This is a genomic window from Tritonibacter litoralis, from assembly GCF_009496005.1.
GTDB lineage: Bacteria > Pseudomonadota > Alphaproteobacteria > Rhodobacterales > Rhodobacteraceae > Epibacterium > Epibacterium litoralis.
The window spans coordinates 73,468-88,815 of the sequence record NZ_WIBF01000013.1; the positions used below are offsets into that span (position 1 = coordinate 73,468).

Sequence of the window (15,348 nt, forward strand, 5' to 3'; positions counted from 1 at the left end):
GCAGGGGCGATCAGATTCACAGTGCCGCGTTAAAGAGGTGTGTCAGGTTCGCTTCGGTCAGCTCAATTGGGTTGCCACCGCATGACGGGTCGATGATTGCACCTTTGACCAATTCTGGGATCGCCTCTGCCGTGACGCCAAGGTCCGACAGGTTGCGGGGAATACCCAGGCTGTCGTTCAGCTCTTGGACATAGGCGCGGAACCCGTCAAAGCCGCCTGCAATCCCCAGATAGGCCGCGGCCTGATCAAAACGTGCAGCAATTTCAGGCGCGTTAAACTCCAGCACGCTGGGCATGCACACCGCGTTGGTGGTGCCGTGATGGGTATTGAACACCGCGCCGATTGGGTGGCTCATGGCATGAATAGCGCCGAGCCCTTTTTGAAAGGCTGTCGCGCCCATTGCTGCGGCCGACATCATCTGCGCGCGCGCTTCAATGTCGCTGCCGTCCTTGTAAGCGCGGGGCAGATACTCTTTCACCAGCCGCATACCCTCCAGCGCGATGCCTTGGGACATCGGGTGATAGAAAGGTGACGAATAGGCTTCGACACAATGGGCAAAGGCATCAAGCCCGGTACCCGCGGTGATGAAGGCAGGCATGCCCACGGTCAGTTCGGGATCGCAGATCACCACGGCAGGCAGAACCTTGGGGTGAAAGATGATCTTTTTCACATGTGTCACCGAGTTGGTGATCACGCTGGCGCGACCCACTTCGGATCCGGTGCCTGCTGTTGTGGGCACCGCAATGATCGGGGCGATGGCATCGGCGTCGGCACGGGTCCACCAATCGCCGACATCTTCGAAATCCCAGACAGGGCGGGTTTGCCCCGCCATAAAGGCAACCATTTTTCCCAGATCCAGACCGGAGCCGCCGCCAAAGGCGATGACACCGTCGTGACCACCGGCTTTGTAGGCCGCAACACCGGCATCCAGATTGATCTCGTTCGGGTTGGGGTCCACATCCGCAAAAAGACCGCGCCCCAGGCCTGCAGCCTCCATAATGTCCAGCGTAGCCGTGGTGATCGGCAGGTTGGCCAGACCTTTGTCTGTGACCAGCAGCGGTTTTGTGATCCCGGCGGTGGCGCAGGCTTCGGCCAGCTCTTTGATCCGGCCCGCGCCGAATTTGATGGTGGTCGGATAGGACCAGTTTCCAACAAGGCTCATGATGTCACCTTTTTCAGATGGTAGGATTTGGGACGGGTGAGGTTCTGATAGCCGATGACCGACAGGCCGCCACCACGTCCGGTGTTTTTACATCCCGTCCAGCACAGGCCAGGATCCAGGTAATCCGCGCGGTTCATAAACACGGTGCCGGTTTCCAACTGATCGCCGATCTGCGCGGCGCGGTCGACGTCTTTGGTCCAGAGCGAGGCCGTGAGGCCAAATTCGCTGTCGTTCATCAAGGCGATGGCCTCTGAGTCCGAGGAGACTTTCATAATGCCCACAACAGGACCAAAGCTTTCGTCGCGCATCACCCGCATGTCGTGGGTCACATTGGTCAGGATCTGCGGCGTGAGGTAAGCGGCGCCATCATCTTCGGCAAACGTCTCAATATGGGCCACGGCCCCCGCGGCGACCGCTTCTTCAATCTGGGCGCGCACTTCCGCGGCAAAGCGAACATTTGCCATCGGGCCAATGGTGGTCTCGGCGTCCAGCGGGTTGCCGAGGTTGTAGGAGTTTACTAAAGCCACTGCGTTTTCCACAAAGTCATCATACAGGCTTTCATGCACATAGATGCGCTCGATCCCGCAGCAGCACTGGCCAGAGTTGAACATGGCACCATCGATCAACGTTTCAACCGCTGCATCCAGGTCGGCGTCCTCCATGACGTAGCCTGGATCTTTGCCGCCCAGTTCGGTGCCGACGCCGGTAAACGTTCCGGCGGCGGCACGTTCCATCGCCTGGCCGCCACCGACGGAGCCGGTGAAATTGACGAAATCAAACGCACGTTCGGCGATCAGGGTGGAGGTGGTGTCATGATCCAGGAAGACGTTCTGGAACACATCCTCGGGCACGCCAGCCGAAGCAAAGGCCTGCGCCATGCGTTCACCCACCAAAAGGGTTTGCGTGGCGTGTTTCAACAGGACCGTATTGCCCGCAATCAGCGCAGGCGCGACGGTGTTGATCGCGGTCATATAGGGGTAGTTCCAGGGGGCCACGACCAGCACCACACCATGAGGGATGCGTTTGATATAGCGTTTAAACGTGGCGTCTTCACCAACTTCGATGTCGGCCAGGGCCTCTTGCGCGATTTCTGCCATGTAGGAGGCGCGTTCGTTAAACCCGCCGAACTCGCCACCATAACGCACGGGGCGACCCATCATTTGGGCCAGCTCTGGGACGATCTCGTCATTCATTGCGCCCACAGCGGCCACGCCCGCCATCACCAGATCAATGCGCTCCTGCAAAGGACGCGCGGCCCAGGCCCGTTGCGCATCCCGCGCACGCGATGCTGCGACACGGGCTGCATCCAGCGACAGAGTGTCACGGCTGGCAAAGACCGAGCCGTCGATGGGGGAGATACATTGGAGGGTGCTCATGCTTTTTCAAAGCCTCGTGCAATTTCGTAATCGGTGACCACGCGGTTAAACTCTTCGATTTCCCATTCCGCCGCGCGGGCATAATGGGCAACAACGTCTTCACCCAGCGCCTCTTTCAGCATGTCAGACGCCAAAAGCGCATCGCGGGCGTCCCGTAAGGTGCCGGGAATATGTAGTGCTTCATCATTGCTATAGGCATCACCTGTGAACTGCGCAGGCAGCTCCAGTTCTTCTTCGATGCCTTTCAGGCCTGCGGCGAGCATCGCGGCCTGGGCCAGATAGGGGTTCATATCTGCACCTGGGACCCGGCATTCCACCCGCACGGCTTTGGTTCCGTCCCCACACAGGCGGAACGCGGCAGTCCGGTTATCAACGGACCATACGGTTTGTGTTGGGGCAAAGGAGCCTTTGGCAAAACGTTTGTAGCTGTTGATATAGGGGGCCATAAAATAGGTATAGTCGGCGGCATATTTCATCAGGCCCGCCATATAGTGGTCCATCAGACGGGATTTGCCCAATGGTTGCTTTGCATCAAAGAAGGCGTTCTGACCATCCCTCCACAACGATTGGTGGACGTGGGACGCGGACCCCACACGGTCTGCATGCCATTTCGGCAGGAAGCTGGCGGCGAACCCCTGCTGGTGTGCGATTTCCTTGATCCCGTGTTTGGCCAGCGTGTGGTGATCTGCAGTGGCCAGTGCCTCGTCGTATTTAACGTTCAACTCTTCCTGACCGGCCTCAGCCTCTCCTTTGGAACCCTCGACCGGAATGCCCATGGCACGCAAGTGATTGCGGATCGGGCGCATCACCGGCTCTTCCTTGGAGGTTTGGAAGATATGGTAGTCTTCGTTGTAGTTGGAGATCGGCTGTAATTTGAAACCGTTTCGGGCGATCTCGTCATGGGTGCCCTGGAACAGGAAGAACTCAAGCTCGGTCGCCATGATCGGGGTCAGGCCCAGTGCCTCGGCTCTGGCGATTTGCCTTTTCAGCATCTCGCGGGGGGCGAATGGGATTGGCTGGTGATGATGGTGGTCGAGCACATCGCACAGCACCAATGCGGTTCCATCGAGCCAGGGTACCGGACGAATGGTCGACAGATCGGGCTTCATCACATAGTCGCCATAGCCGCGCTCCCAACTGGTGGATGCATACCCATCGGGGGTGGCCATAGCGAGATCGGTGGCCAACAGGTAGTTGCAGCAATGGGTTTCGTCCTCGGCCATCTCCAGGAAGGCTTCGGCGTGAAACCGTTTGCCCATCAGGCGGCCCTGCATGTCGATGATGCAGGTCAGGACGGTGTCGATCTGGCCGCTTTCGATATCGGCGCGGAGGGCATCAAGAGTGAAGGGGCCGGGCATGGGCGAGGTCTCTTTTTGTTATCAAGCGGAGACCGCCCCAATGGGGCGGTCACAGTTTGAGCCGCGCATCCCCAACCGGGGATGCGGGCCGTTTGATCAGCCGTAGCGATAAGGGCGACCGGCTTTCTGCATATCGGCGTTGTATTTCTTGAAGATCTCAACAACCTTGGCCTTTGTTGGGCTTTCAGCGGCGATCTCATCCCAGAATTTAACCGCAGCATCTTCGACCTGCTGCCATTCATCGTCCGGAATGGTGGTCAGCTTCATGTCGCTGCCGTTGACGCGCAGGGACGCCTCTCCACCCCAATACCACCACTGGCGATAGTAATGGGACTGGTCACAGCAAACGCGGAACAAGGTCTGCAGATCTTCGGGCAGCTCGTTCCAGCGACCCTGGTTGGCAAAGAAGGACCCGGCCCACGCGCCCGAGATGTTGTTGGTCAGGAAGTAGTCGGTCACTTTGGACCAGCCGACGGTGTAATCTTCGGTGATGCCGGACCAGGCGATGCCGTCCAACTCGCCGGTTTGAACCGCAACCTCAATATCTTCCCAAGGCAGAGTGACGGGGACAACGCCGAACTGTGCCAGGAAGCGGCCTGCAGTTGGGAAGGTAAAGACGCGCTTGCCTTTCAGGTCCGCAAGCGAGTTGATCGGATCTTTGGTGGCAAAGTGGCAGGGATCCCAGGCCCCGGCGGAGATATGTTTGACGCCGACTTTGGAGTATTCCTCGTCCCAGATCTCATTCAGGCCGTATTGGTTGAACAGGACCGGCACATCGAGAGAATAGCGCGACGCAAAGGGGAAGTAGCCGCCAAAGACAGTTACTTCTGTCGGAGAGGCCATGGAGTCATCATCCGATTGCACCGCGTCGATGGTGCCGCGTTGCATGGCCCGGAACAATTCGCCGGTCGGCACCAGCTGGTCCGCATAAAACAGTTCGATCTGCATGCGGTCGCCTGCGATCTTGTTGAACATGTCGATGGCGGGTTTCACCACATGCTCGGCCAGCGCCGCACCAGCATAGGTCTGCATGCGCCATTTGATGGTGGATTGGGCCAGGGCAGGGGTCGCCAGCGGGGCGGCCATTGCGCCAACACCGGCGGTTTGCAGAAACTTACGTCTTGAGGTCATTTCCTTACTCCTTGTTGGTTGTCCGGCCCGTTTTTGGGCTCTTTTTTAGGTTATTTTCCGTAGACCAGTTCAGGCAGCCACATCGCGATCTGTGGGAAGACCATGATCAGGGCGAGGGCAGCTACCATGACGGCGACAAAGGGGATGATGGAGACATAGATGTCTTTGAGTCCGATCTCTGGCGGCGCCATCGCGCGCATCAGGAAGAGGTTGTAGCCAAAGGGCGGCGTCATATAGGCGATCTGCGTGGTGATCGTATAAAGGACACCGTACCAGATCAGATCAAATCCCAGCGCGCCCACCAGCGGCACATAAAGCGGAGCGACGATCACCAGCATGGCGGTGTCATCCAAGAAGGTGCCCATGATGATAAAGCTCAGCTGCATCAGGATCAGGATCATCCACGGGCTGAGGCCAAGCTGATCGGTGAACAGATCCTCGATCGCTTTAACTGCGCCGAGACCGTCAAAGATTGCGCCAAATCCAAGCGCGGCCAGGATGATCCACATGAACATGCAGGAGATGCCCAAGGTGGAGCGGACCGATGTTTCAAAGACCTCTTTGGTCATCCGACCTTTGAGGACAGCGGCAAGAAAGGCGGCGATCGCGCCAATGGCCGAGCTTTCCACCAGCGAGGTCCAGCCGTTCACAAACGGCACCATCATGGCGGCGAAAATACCCAGCGGCAGCAGCCCCGCCTGCAGAAGCCGCAGTTTCTCGGCCATCGGCACATTGCGTTCTTCGGGTGGCAAGGTGGGACCAAGCTCCGGTTGCAGCCGACAGCGCACATAGATGTAGATGATGAACAGGGTCGCCATCAGAAGGCCGGGGATAACACCTGCCAACCACAGCTGCCCAACGGGTTGACGCGCGATCATGGCATAAAGGACCAGAACCACAGAGGGTGGCACCAGGATCCCCAACGAAGACCCAGCCTGAATGACGCCGGTCACCATGATCTTGTCATAGCCCCGACGCAGCAATTCCGGCAGGGCAATTGTGGCTCCGATTGCCATGCCAGCCACGCTGAGACCGTTCATCGCGGAGATCAGGACCATCAGACCAATGGTGCCAATGGCCAGCCCACCTTGGACCGGTCCCATCCATACGTGGAACATCTTGTAGAGATCATCTGCGATTTTGGATTCCGACAGCACATAGCCCATAAAGATGAACATCGGCAGGGTCAGAAGCGGATACCATTTCATGAGTTTCATGGCGGCCGAAAACGGGATTTCAGAGCCTCCAGTGCCCCACAACAAAAGCCCAGCCAAAGCGCCAACAAACCCAATGGCACCAAAGACTCGTTGCCCGGTCATCAGCATCAGCATCATGCCGGCAAACATCACTATTGCGATCAATTCATGCGACATCAGATCTCTTCTCCGCGAAGTCGGGCAATGTCGCGGCAGAGTTCAGCAAGACATTGAAGCAGCATTAGAAAAACACCAAAGCAAAGGACTGTTTTGACCGGCCAAAGAAACGGGCGCCAAGCGGTGGAGGAGCGTTCAAGATAACCGATTTTCTCCTGTGCCCCGCTGATCCCCTCGCTAAGGAATGTGGTGAACAGGTCCCAGAAAAACGCAAACGGTTCGAGCCCGAAATACCCCAGTGAATACGCCGTCGAGCTGACCGCCCCGTAAAACAGCATCCACAGGTAGAAGATCAGGAACAAAACGGTAAGAGCATCGAACAGGGCCTTGGTGCGCGCGGACCAGTCGCCATAAAACAAATCCATGCGGACATTTGACCCCATCTGGATCGAATATGGCCCGCCAAGGATGTAATAGGCGACCATGACAAACTGCGCCGTCTCCAGCGTCCACAGCGACGGGGTGAAAAAGGTTTTGGAAACGGAAGACCACAATAAAACGCCGATCAAACCAAAAATCAGATACATCGCAAACCGCCCGATCCATCGGTTCAGCGTGTCGATCGCGCGGACATAGGCAAGGATCCATCTAGGCATCGGGCCGCTCCTGCCGTTTCAGGTTGGTGAGCGCTGGGCGCAGCTGTCCCAAAAGTTCTTCGGCGATTATTTTGATGTCCTCAGGGCCTGCCAGCAGATCATTGCGGACTTCGATCATGACATTTGCCAATGCATTTTCAACGCCGTGGCAGATCAAAGAATGGGTGACGCCATCGTCGGGCCCATAGGGCGAATTGCGCTCCACTTTGTAGGTGTCAGTAGCATGTGACAGCATCGTATCGGCCAAGCGGCTGTCCTGATCATGTAAAATGCCGATCTCGACACTGCGTTTCTGGCCAAAGTAGATCGGCGTAAAGCTGTGGATTGTAACCAAGGCCGTCCAGATACCGTTTGTCTTGCGGGCCTGGATCACTTGCTGGACGGCGTTTTGGAACGGTTCGTAAACCGAAGAGATCCTTTCAGAGCGCTGTGCTTCCGTCAAATTGCAGTTGCCGGGAACCTCAATCAGTTCGGATTTCACCGGCATTGCAGAGGCGGCGCTGGGCGGGCGATTGCAGTCATAGACTAGGCGGGACACTGTGCTGGCGATCAATGGCGCATCCAAGACCTGTGACAACAATACAGACAGCGCGCGCGCGCCTGGATCCCAAACCGCATGACTGTTTCTATCTGCTGCGTTTAGTCCCAAGCTATTGTATTTATTGGGAATGAACTTGCTGGCATGTTCGCACAACAAGACCACATCCCCAGCGCCAGTGGGGTTAATGACTTCTACAGTATGGTCTGGTGATTGAGAATCGGCAGACACAAAAAACTCCCTGTTTTGGAAAAATGTTTCCACGGAGAGATTTTTCTGTCAATATCTTTTCAGAAATCTGAGCGAGATGCAGGTCGTGCTGAAGAAATCTGTTCAAGGTTTGTGCACGGGTCGGCATTTAACACGGGAGACTTCAGATTGGCCAAGCCCACAGCCTCAGTCCGCGAATTGATCCGGGCACAATATGCAGATCTGACGCAGACCGAACGAAAGTTTGCGCAGGCGCTTTTGGACAATTATCCAGTGGCTGGATTGGCCTCGATCACAATTGTTGCGCAAAACGCAGGTGTATCGACGCCGACCGTGGCACGTATGGTGCAAAAGCTTGGCTTTAAAGGTTACCCTCAGTTCCATCAGGCTCTGCGCGAGGAGCTGGAGGCCAAAGTGTCTGGTCCCACCCAACGTCGTGAGAACTGGGCTTCTGACGCGCCCGAAGGACATATGCTCAACAGATTTGCGGGAGCTGTGACACAGAATTTGTCTCAGACCTTTTCCAATTTGGACGCGGATGCGTTTGATGCTGCAGTGCGCCAATTGGCCGATACCAATGGCCGCCTTTATGTTGTTGGAGGGCGGATCACTCGGGCGCTTGCGGATTATGCGTTTACGCATTTTCAGGCCGTGCGCCAACGGGTTACGCATATGACGTCTTCGTCAGCAACCTGGCCGCACTATGTGTTGGACATGGTCCAGGGCGACACATTGCTGATGTTTGACGTGCGCCGGTACGAGACGAATTTGCAGCGTTTGGCAGAACTTGCACGGGAACGTGGCGTCCATGTGATCTTGATTACCGATCAATGGAGCAGCCCAATTGCGGCTGCGGCAGATCAAACGTTTAATTGTTGGGTCGAAATTCCCTCTGCTTGGGATTCAAATATTTCGACCATGATGTTGCTGGAGGCAATGATTGCCGCGACCCAGGAAGAAAGCTGGGATGAGACCAAGGCCCGGTATGACCGACTGGATGACCTGTTTGATCTGACACGCCTATTCCGCAAGTTTTAGGATGGCGCCCGCACCGGTGTTTTGGGTGCGGGAGAACTTTTTTAGGCGGCACGCGCAGAAGAGCTGCGGCTGTCGCCCTTGTGGAGTTTAAAGTCGCAGATCAAATTGGCGAGGCGACTGGACCGGGTGGCAATATCGCCAGATGCGTTTTGCGTGTCCTTGGCCATTGAGGTGTTTTGCCCGGCCAGATTGTTGATCACCTTCATAGAGGACGCCAGGTCCTGCAACTGGTGGATCTGATCCTGAGAGGCCTCGGAAATTCGGGTTAGCACGTCGTCCACGCGGGTAATCTCAGTTGAAATCTCGTCCAGTGCGGCACCGGTTCGGTCCACAAGTGTCACGCCTGAATTCACATGTGTGCCGCTTTCATCGACCAGCTGTTTGATCTCCATCGCGGCGGTGCTCGCCCGCTGGGCCAGGGCGCGGACTTCGGAGGCCACAACGGCAAATCCGCGTCCCGCCTCTCCCGCGCGGGCGGCTTCCACCCCGGCGTTCAGGGCCAGCAGATTGGTTTGGAAGGAAATATCTTCAATCATCGAGATGATCTGACCAATCTGTTCCGACGAGTTCTGAATACGGCTCATGGCTTCCACGGCTTCGCGCATGACATTGGCGGATGTGCTGGCGCGTTCGCGGGCAGCGCCGGCCAGTTGCGCGGCGGACAGGATGTCGTTGCCAAATGTTTCCACTTCAGTGGACAGCGCGTCCACGCGGTCCGTGGTGGTGCGGATTGTGTCAACTTGTTCATCGGTTCGCGACGCCAGATCCAGGGCCGAGGCCCGCATGGCGGCCGACGCATGGTCCAGATCCGAAACCGTCTCGGCTATGGAGGCAAGAACGGTCCGCAGCCGTTCAGATGCTGTGTTAAAGTCGCAGCGGATGTCGTCATATTCGCTGTCCAACGGGTCTTCGAAATGGCTGGTCAGATCAGCTTTGGCCAGCGCAGCCAACCCTTCGGTGACCAATTCGACAACGCGTCCGTGTTTTGCGTTCAAGGCAGCCTCATCTGAGGCTTTTAACTCTTCTGCGGACCGGCGCATCGCCAAAGTCTCTTGTTTGAAATGATAAATCGCTTTGGCCATTTTGCTCAGCTCATCGCGTCGGTTGATGCCAGGCACGAAGATGTCAAATTTGCCTTTGGCGAATTCATCCACAACATTGGTGAGCGTTTTGATGCGTGAGATCATCCGTTCAAAGACAAAAATCGCGAATAGGCCCACAAGCGCAGTGGAGACAATTCCGATCATCTGAAACTGTTGAAGCGTTTGGTTCGCGTCCTGATAAATGGCGGTTGCCAATTCGGTCACTTGTCCATCAATATCAACTTCGATCGCCCGCAAATGGTCAATCCAAGCGGTTGAAATCTGGAACCACTGGGGCGCGGTCAGGCCATTGTAGCTACCGCTTTCCAAACCTTCGGCAATGGTTTTGCGTGCCTCTTTAACCGCAGTATAGGCATCGGAGGAGTACAGGTCATTTTGCATGTGAAGCTCATGCATGATGATTTCGGCCTCTTCCAGCAGCCCTTGCTGCGCACCAATAAGCTGCAGATATCGGTTGTGAAGGGACAATGTGAACTGCGATCCAAGTCCCGCTGATCCCACGGCGCGCTCTAGCCCCGCCTTTTCCTTGGCTGCAGCTATGGCTGTGCGTGTTGTGATCAATGTTTGGATCAATCCTTCGGTTTTCCCCTCTTCGATGTGGTGGGAAACTGCCAACAGGTCGTGAATCAGGCCGGTGTAAAATGTCACTGCTGTGTTTAGCGGGATCTCAGCGTTCAAGACTTGGATACGTATGTCGCCCAGCTTGGACAGCTCTGACATCATATGGTCGTAGCTTTCGGCGTGATCACCGCGCAGATCGGCGGTGTTTTGCCGAACTGGCCCAACGAAATCGTCGGTTTCTGTGTGTTGCGCGCGCACTTCGCGAGAGAAGTTTTTACCTTTGGAGGCCAGGAATCCGGCCGAGTACCCCCGCTCCCGTTGGAGCTGATGCACAAGGTCTGCGATGAGCGACTCTTCGACGACCTTTTTCCTGGTTAACTGTGCGCCGTCTCGGGTGTTTCGGACGTCCTGAAGGTGAACGATGGCGAAGAAGGCGGCCAGCGCCAACAGGGGTAGTATGATCGTTAACATTACAACGCGAAGCTTCATGGGAACCTCAGACACATTACCAATGCGGAAGTGATTAACATTCCCAATTGAATGGATAGTTAATTTTATAACCCTAGATTGAGCAACCCGAATGAGTGTGTTCAAGTGGTTCATGCAACTGGCTGATAAAAATGGAGGTTATCGGCTGGTGAATGTCCGTAGCACCCAGCGGGTGTGTTGTTTTTTATGATAGCAATACGCAGATCGCGCTCTGGGCTGGGGCCAGAGACACGTTATGGTCCACAAAAATGAACGCACTGTCACGCGAATGTGCCATCAAGAATTTAGGAAAATCAAAATCGCTGGCCCGTCTTGCAGGATTTAATGATTTTGGGAAATTCTGGTGCTGCTGGAGAGAATTGAACTCTCGACCTCTCCCTTACCAAGGGAGTGCTCTACCTCTGAGCTACAGCAGCGCCGGTGAGGGGGCTTCTATGCATATTCGATGGGGGATGCAAGAGCATCTAGACGGTTTTTTCTCACTAAGTTACAGAAGTTTTATGGCTGATCCGAAAACACCAAAAAAACAAGGTTCCGATGCAAATCGCGAGGACCGATTGAAGGCGGCGCTCAAGGCGAATATGGCGCGTCGCAAAGCGCAGGCGAAGGCACGATCCACAAAACCAGTGGACGCAGCAGGCAAAACCGAAGGGTAGAGATACGATGGATTCGATTCTGGTAACGGGCAATGGCCCTTTGAATGGACAGATTGAGATCGCAGGCGCAAAGAACGCCTGTCTGACCCTGATGCCCGCGACGCTGTTGACCGAAGAGCCGCTGACGCTGACCAATGCGCCGCGGCTGAGCGACATTAAAACAATGACATCACTGCTGCAGTCATTGGGCGCCGAAGTCGCCGCGATGCAGGATGGTCAGGTGCTTGCGATGTCCAGCCATGACATTCATAACCATACAGCTGAATATGACATTGTCCGCAAGATGCGTGCCTCCATTCTGGTTTTGGGCCCTATGCTGGCGCGCGATGGTCACGCGGTTGTGTCCTTGCCCGGCGGCTGCGCCATCGGAGCCCGCCCGGTGGATTTGCACCTCAAAGCGCTGGAGGCGTTGGGCGCTGAGTTGGAGTTGAAAGACGGTTATGTCCACGCCAAGGCACCAGGCGGTCGCTTGATCGGCGGGACAATTGATTTTCCGTTTGTGTCGGTCGGGGCGACCGAAAACGCGGTTCTGGCGGCAACTTTGGCCAAGGGGACAACGGTTATTACCAATGCAGCGCGCGAGCCAGAGATTGTGGATTTGGTCCAGTGTTTGCGTAAAATGGGTGCTCAGATTGAAGGCGAGGGCAGCTCGACCCTAACGATCGAGGGGGTGGACCGGTTGAACGGGGCAACGCATCCCGTGGTCGCTGACCGGATTGAATTGGGCACTTATATGTTGGCCCCGGCGATCTGTGGTGGCGAAGTTGAACTGCTGGGCGGTAGCCTGGATCTGATCGGTGCATTTGTCGAAAAACTGTCGGCCACCGGTGTTGAGGTGTCGGCCACCGAGAATGGCGTCAAAGTGTCCCGTAAAAATGGTCGGGTTCAGGCGGTGGATGTGACAACCGAGCCGTTCCCAGGGTTCCCCACTGATTTGCAGGCGCAGATGATGGCGCTGTTGTGCACGGCAGAGGGCACCAGTGTTCTGGAAGAGAAGATCTTTGAAAATCGATTTATGCATGCGCCTGAACTGATGCGCATGGGGGCGCAGATTGATGTATCCGGCGGCACCGCCACGGTGACCGGGGTTGAGCGACTGAAAGGTGCACCTGTGATGGCCACGGATCTGCGGGCTTCGGTGTCCCTGATTTTGGCGGGGCTGGCCGCCGAAGGTGAGACACGCGTGAGCCGGGTTTATCACTTGGACCGCGGTTACGAAAAAGTGGTGCGCAAACTGTCGGGTGTCGGGGCCAAGATCGAACGGATCAAGGAGGCGTAATGACTGACGCCACGTTTGAAGACGGGCGCGAGGTTCCGGTTAACCTTGGCGCATTGGATGGTGAGGACCTGCAGGTTCTCTCTGCACTGGTGCAGGACGCTGTGTTCCCGGTGACAGAGATGCGTTGGCTGGCCAAAGAGCGTCGCTTTGCGGTCTTGGTGAACCGTTTCCGCTGGGAAGATCAGCCCGCCGCCGAGGCGCGCGGTCGTTCGGTTGAACGCGTCCAGTCCCTGTTGGTGGTTGATCATGTTCTGGGGGTCGCCTCGCAAGGGGTGGATCGTCGGGACACGGGCCTTGTTTGTTCTCTGATGTCCGTGACCTTTGACGGCAGTGACGACGAAGGCGGGTTTGTACACCTGACGCTTGCGGGTGACGGTGGCCTGCGTCTGCGGGTCGAGGCGCTGGAAGTCAGCCTCAAAGACGTCACGCGCCCCTATGGTGCACCCTCCGGTCACACGCCAACCCACCCAGAGTAATCCAGCGGCACTCAGTGGTTCATTGGGAAAAACCACTGGACCGCTTGAGGATCAGCGCCTGCGCCGCTATGCCGGTGACAAAGGAGAGCCGTCATGCCCGTATTTCTGAACACCCGTGATGCGGATTTTGAAAACCGCTTTGTTGCCCTGTTGGGGGCCAAGCGCGAAGATAGCCCGGATGTGGACGCTGTTGTTGCGGATATCATCGCGGATGTTCGGGCGCGTGGCGATGCAGCGGTGCTGGAGCTGACGGCCAAATTCGACCGCTTGGCGTTAGAGGCGTCCGGGCTTCGGTTCTCGGATGCAGAAATTGACACGGCGATCGCGACCGTTGGCGCAGAAGATCGCGCAGCGCTCGAGCTGGCGGCTGAGCGAATCCGCGCATATCATGCGCGACAGATGCCGCAGGATGATCAGTGGACCGATGCGTCCGGGGCGACATTGGGCTGGCGTTGGTCGGCGGTTTCGGCCGCAGGTCTGTACGTGCCGGGTGGTTTGGCGACATATCCCTCCTCGGTTCTGATGAACGCAATCCCGGCAAAAGTCGCCGGTGTTGACCGTCTGGCGATCACGGTTCCAACCCCAGACGGGGAGGTGAACCCGCTGGTTCTGTTAGCCGCACGCTTGTCAGGTGTGGACGAGGTCTACCGTGTTGGCGGCGCGCAGGCGATTGCTGCGCTGGCCTATGGCACCGAAACGATTGCACCCGTGGACAAAATCACCGGCCCCGGCAACGCCTTTGTTGCGGCGGCCAAGCGGCGCGTGTTCGGCAAAGTGGGCATCGACATGATCGCAGGCCCGTCTGAAATCCTGGTGATCGCGGACAAGGACAACAATCCCGATTGGATCGCGCTGGATCTGTTGAGCCAAGCTGAGCACGACGAAAGCGCGCAGTCCCTATTGATCACGGATGATGCGGCCTTTGGGCAAGCTGTGGCCGCGGCGGTGGACAAACGACTGGAAACATTGGAGCGGCGCGAAATCGCAGGCGCCAGCTGGCGTGATTTTGGTGCGGTGATTACAGTGCAGGACTTGGACGAAGCGGCAGCTCTTTCCAACCGGATTGCGCCGGAGCACCTTGAGCTGTGTGTTGCTGATCCCGTGGGTTTGAGCCAGCAGACCATTCATGCCGGTGCGATCTTTCTGGGGCAATTCACGCCTGAAGCCATCGGGGATTATGTTGGTGGGCCGAACCACGTGTTGCCAACGGCGCGGTCGGCGCGGTTCTCTTCCGGGCTGTCGGTCATGGATTTCCTAAAGCGCACCACATTGAGCCAGATGACCCCCGAAGCACTGGCTGCCATTGGCCCGGCTGCGGAAGCTTTGGCAAAAAGTGAAAGCCTGGAAGCGCACGGTTTGTCAGTGCGGGCCCGTCTGGACTCATTGAATCGTTAACAATGGCGTGCCGAGGCTTTTGTGATAAGTTACGACCTTGGGTGGATTGTGCTGCACTGCAGCATAAGTTAATCTTGTCACTGCATTACTCTTATAAGGTCCATCAAGTGCTGAGGTCACCAACATGAGCTACATCAGTCAAATTGAACTGGACGACGGGAATCTGCCTGCGCCGACGCCAGAAATCGCGCAAGAGCGCAAAGTGGCAATTTTCGACCTGATCGAGGAAAACAGCTTTGTTATCCCGCCCCGTGATGGGCAGGATGTGCCGCATGGTCCCTATCATCTGGGGCTGGCGATCCGGGACAAACGCCTGGTTTTTGATTTGAACACCGAATCCGGCGACAAGGCGGCTGAGTTCCACCTGTCGCTGTCGCCTTTTCGGCAAGTCGTCAAAGATTACTATCAGATCTGCGAAAGTTATTTCAATGCAGTCAAAAATCTGCCGCCAAGTCAGATAGAGACCATCGACATGGCGCGCCGGGGCATTCACAATGAGGGAAGCCGCGTGTTGCAGGAACGTCTTGATGGAAAGGCCGAAGTCGACACGGATACGGCGCGTCGTTTGTTCACGCTGATCTGCGTTTTGCATTTTGGAGCCTAAACT

General features: G+C 56.6%; 14 protein-coding genes and 1 tRNA gene. 6 read left to right on the top strand and 9 right to left on the bottom strand.

Translation table 11 applies throughout. From position 1 onward, the window contains the following. Positions 1-16: 16 nt before the first annotated feature. From GFB49_RS17430 to GFB49_RS17460, 7 genes are all read right to left on the bottom strand, one after another. Entirely contained in the window at positions 17-1,162 is a 1,146-nt protein-coding gene (locus tag GFB49_RS17430) for an iron-containing alcohol dehydrogenase (RefSeq protein WP_153217217.1), read from the bottom strand. After that, on the bottom strand, positions 1,159-2,538 hold the full coding sequence (locus GFB49_RS17435; protein WP_153217218.1) for an aldehyde dehydrogenase family protein: 1,380 nt from the start codon (positions 2,536-2,538) through the stop codon (positions 1,159-1,161). The genes GFB49_RS17430 and GFB49_RS17435 overlap by 4 nt, the downstream gene beginning before the upstream one ends. Further along, complete coding sequence (locus GFB49_RS17440) at positions 2,535-3,896, bottom strand: glutamine synthetase family protein (RefSeq protein ID WP_153217219.1); 1,362 nt, start codon at positions 3,894-3,896, stop codon at positions 2,535-2,537. Before GFB49_RS17440 ends, GFB49_RS17435 begins: the two co-directional genes overlap by 4 nt. Positions 3,897-3,992: 96 nt before the next feature. Further along, a complete protein-coding gene (locus GFB49_RS17445; RefSeq protein WP_153217220.1) occupies positions 3,993-5,027 on the bottom strand; it encodes a TRAP transporter substrate-binding protein in 1,035 nt (344 codons plus the stop codon). A gap of 50 nt (positions 5,028-5,077) precedes the next feature. Further along, positions 5,078-6,400, bottom strand: a complete 1,323-nt coding sequence (locus GFB49_RS17450) for a TRAP transporter large permease (protein WP_153217221.1) — start codon at positions 6,398-6,400, stop codon at positions 5,078-5,080. Next, on the bottom strand, positions 6,400-6,996 hold the full coding sequence (locus GFB49_RS17455) for a TRAP transporter small permease subunit (RefSeq protein ID WP_153217222.1): 597 nt from the start codon (positions 6,994-6,996) through the stop codon (positions 6,400-6,402). Before GFB49_RS17455 ends, GFB49_RS17450 begins: the two co-directional genes overlap by 1 nt. Further along, on the bottom strand, positions 6,989-7,765 hold the full coding sequence (locus tag GFB49_RS17460; RefSeq protein WP_343032625.1) for an N-formylglutamate amidohydrolase: 777 nt from the start codon (positions 7,763-7,765) through the stop codon (positions 6,989-6,991). Before GFB49_RS17460 ends, GFB49_RS17455 begins: the two co-directional genes overlap by 8 nt. A 147-nt stretch (positions 7,766-7,912) precedes the next feature. On the opposite strand from GFB49_RS17460, the gene GFB49_RS17465 reads away from it, so the two are divergent. Continuing rightward, positions 7,913-8,782 (top strand): MurR/RpiR family transcriptional regulator, encoded by an 870-nt coding sequence (locus tag GFB49_RS17465; protein WP_153217223.1) that lies wholly within the window; start codon positions 7,913-7,915, stop codon positions 8,780-8,782. Between the two features lie 41 nt (positions 8,783-8,823). On the opposite strand, the gene GFB49_RS17470 is transcribed toward GFB49_RS17465, so the two are convergent. Both GFB49_RS17470 and GFB49_RS17475 read right to left on the bottom strand, forming a co-directional pair. Continuing rightward, a complete protein-coding gene (locus GFB49_RS17470; RefSeq protein ID WP_194269382.1) occupies positions 8,824-10,935 on the bottom strand; it encodes a methyl-accepting chemotaxis protein in 2,112 nt (703 codons plus the stop codon). A 341-nt stretch (positions 10,936-11,276) separates the two neighbouring features. Next, positions 11,277-11,351: transfer RNA gene (locus tag GFB49_RS17475), tRNA-Thr, on the bottom strand. 18 nt (positions 11,352-11,369) lie between these two features. Here GFB49_RS17475 and GFB49_RS17480 point away from each other — a divergent pair. From GFB49_RS17480 to GFB49_RS17500, 5 genes are all read left to right on the top strand, one after another. Then, positions 11,370-11,591 carry a hypothetical protein gene (locus tag GFB49_RS17480; RefSeq protein WP_153217225.1) on the top strand — a complete coding sequence of 74 codons (222 nt, stop codon included), beginning with the start codon at positions 11,370-11,372 and terminating at the stop codon, positions 11,589-11,591. A 7-nt stretch (positions 11,592-11,598) separates the two neighbouring features. Then, entirely contained in the window at positions 11,599-12,870 is a 1,272-nt protein-coding gene (murA, locus tag GFB49_RS17485; RefSeq protein WP_153217226.1) for a UDP-N-acetylglucosamine 1-carboxyvinyltransferase, read from the top strand. Beyond that, complete coding sequence (locus tag GFB49_RS17490) at positions 12,870-13,346, top strand: DUF2948 family protein (RefSeq protein ID WP_153217227.1); 477 nt, start codon at positions 12,870-12,872, stop codon at positions 13,344-13,346. The genes murA and GFB49_RS17490 overlap by 1 nt, the downstream gene beginning before the upstream one ends. Before the next feature lie 93 nt (positions 13,347-13,439). Continuing rightward, complete coding sequence (gene hisD, locus GFB49_RS17495; RefSeq protein ID WP_153217228.1) at positions 13,440-14,741, top strand: histidinol dehydrogenase; 1,302 nt, start codon at positions 13,440-13,442, stop codon at positions 14,739-14,741. Positions 14,742-14,865: 124 nt separating this feature from the next. Then, complete coding sequence (locus tag GFB49_RS17500; protein ID WP_153217229.1) at positions 14,866-15,345, top strand: UPF0262 family protein; 480 nt, start codon at positions 14,866-14,868, stop codon at positions 15,343-15,345. Positions 15,346-15,348 lie beyond the last annotated feature (3 nt).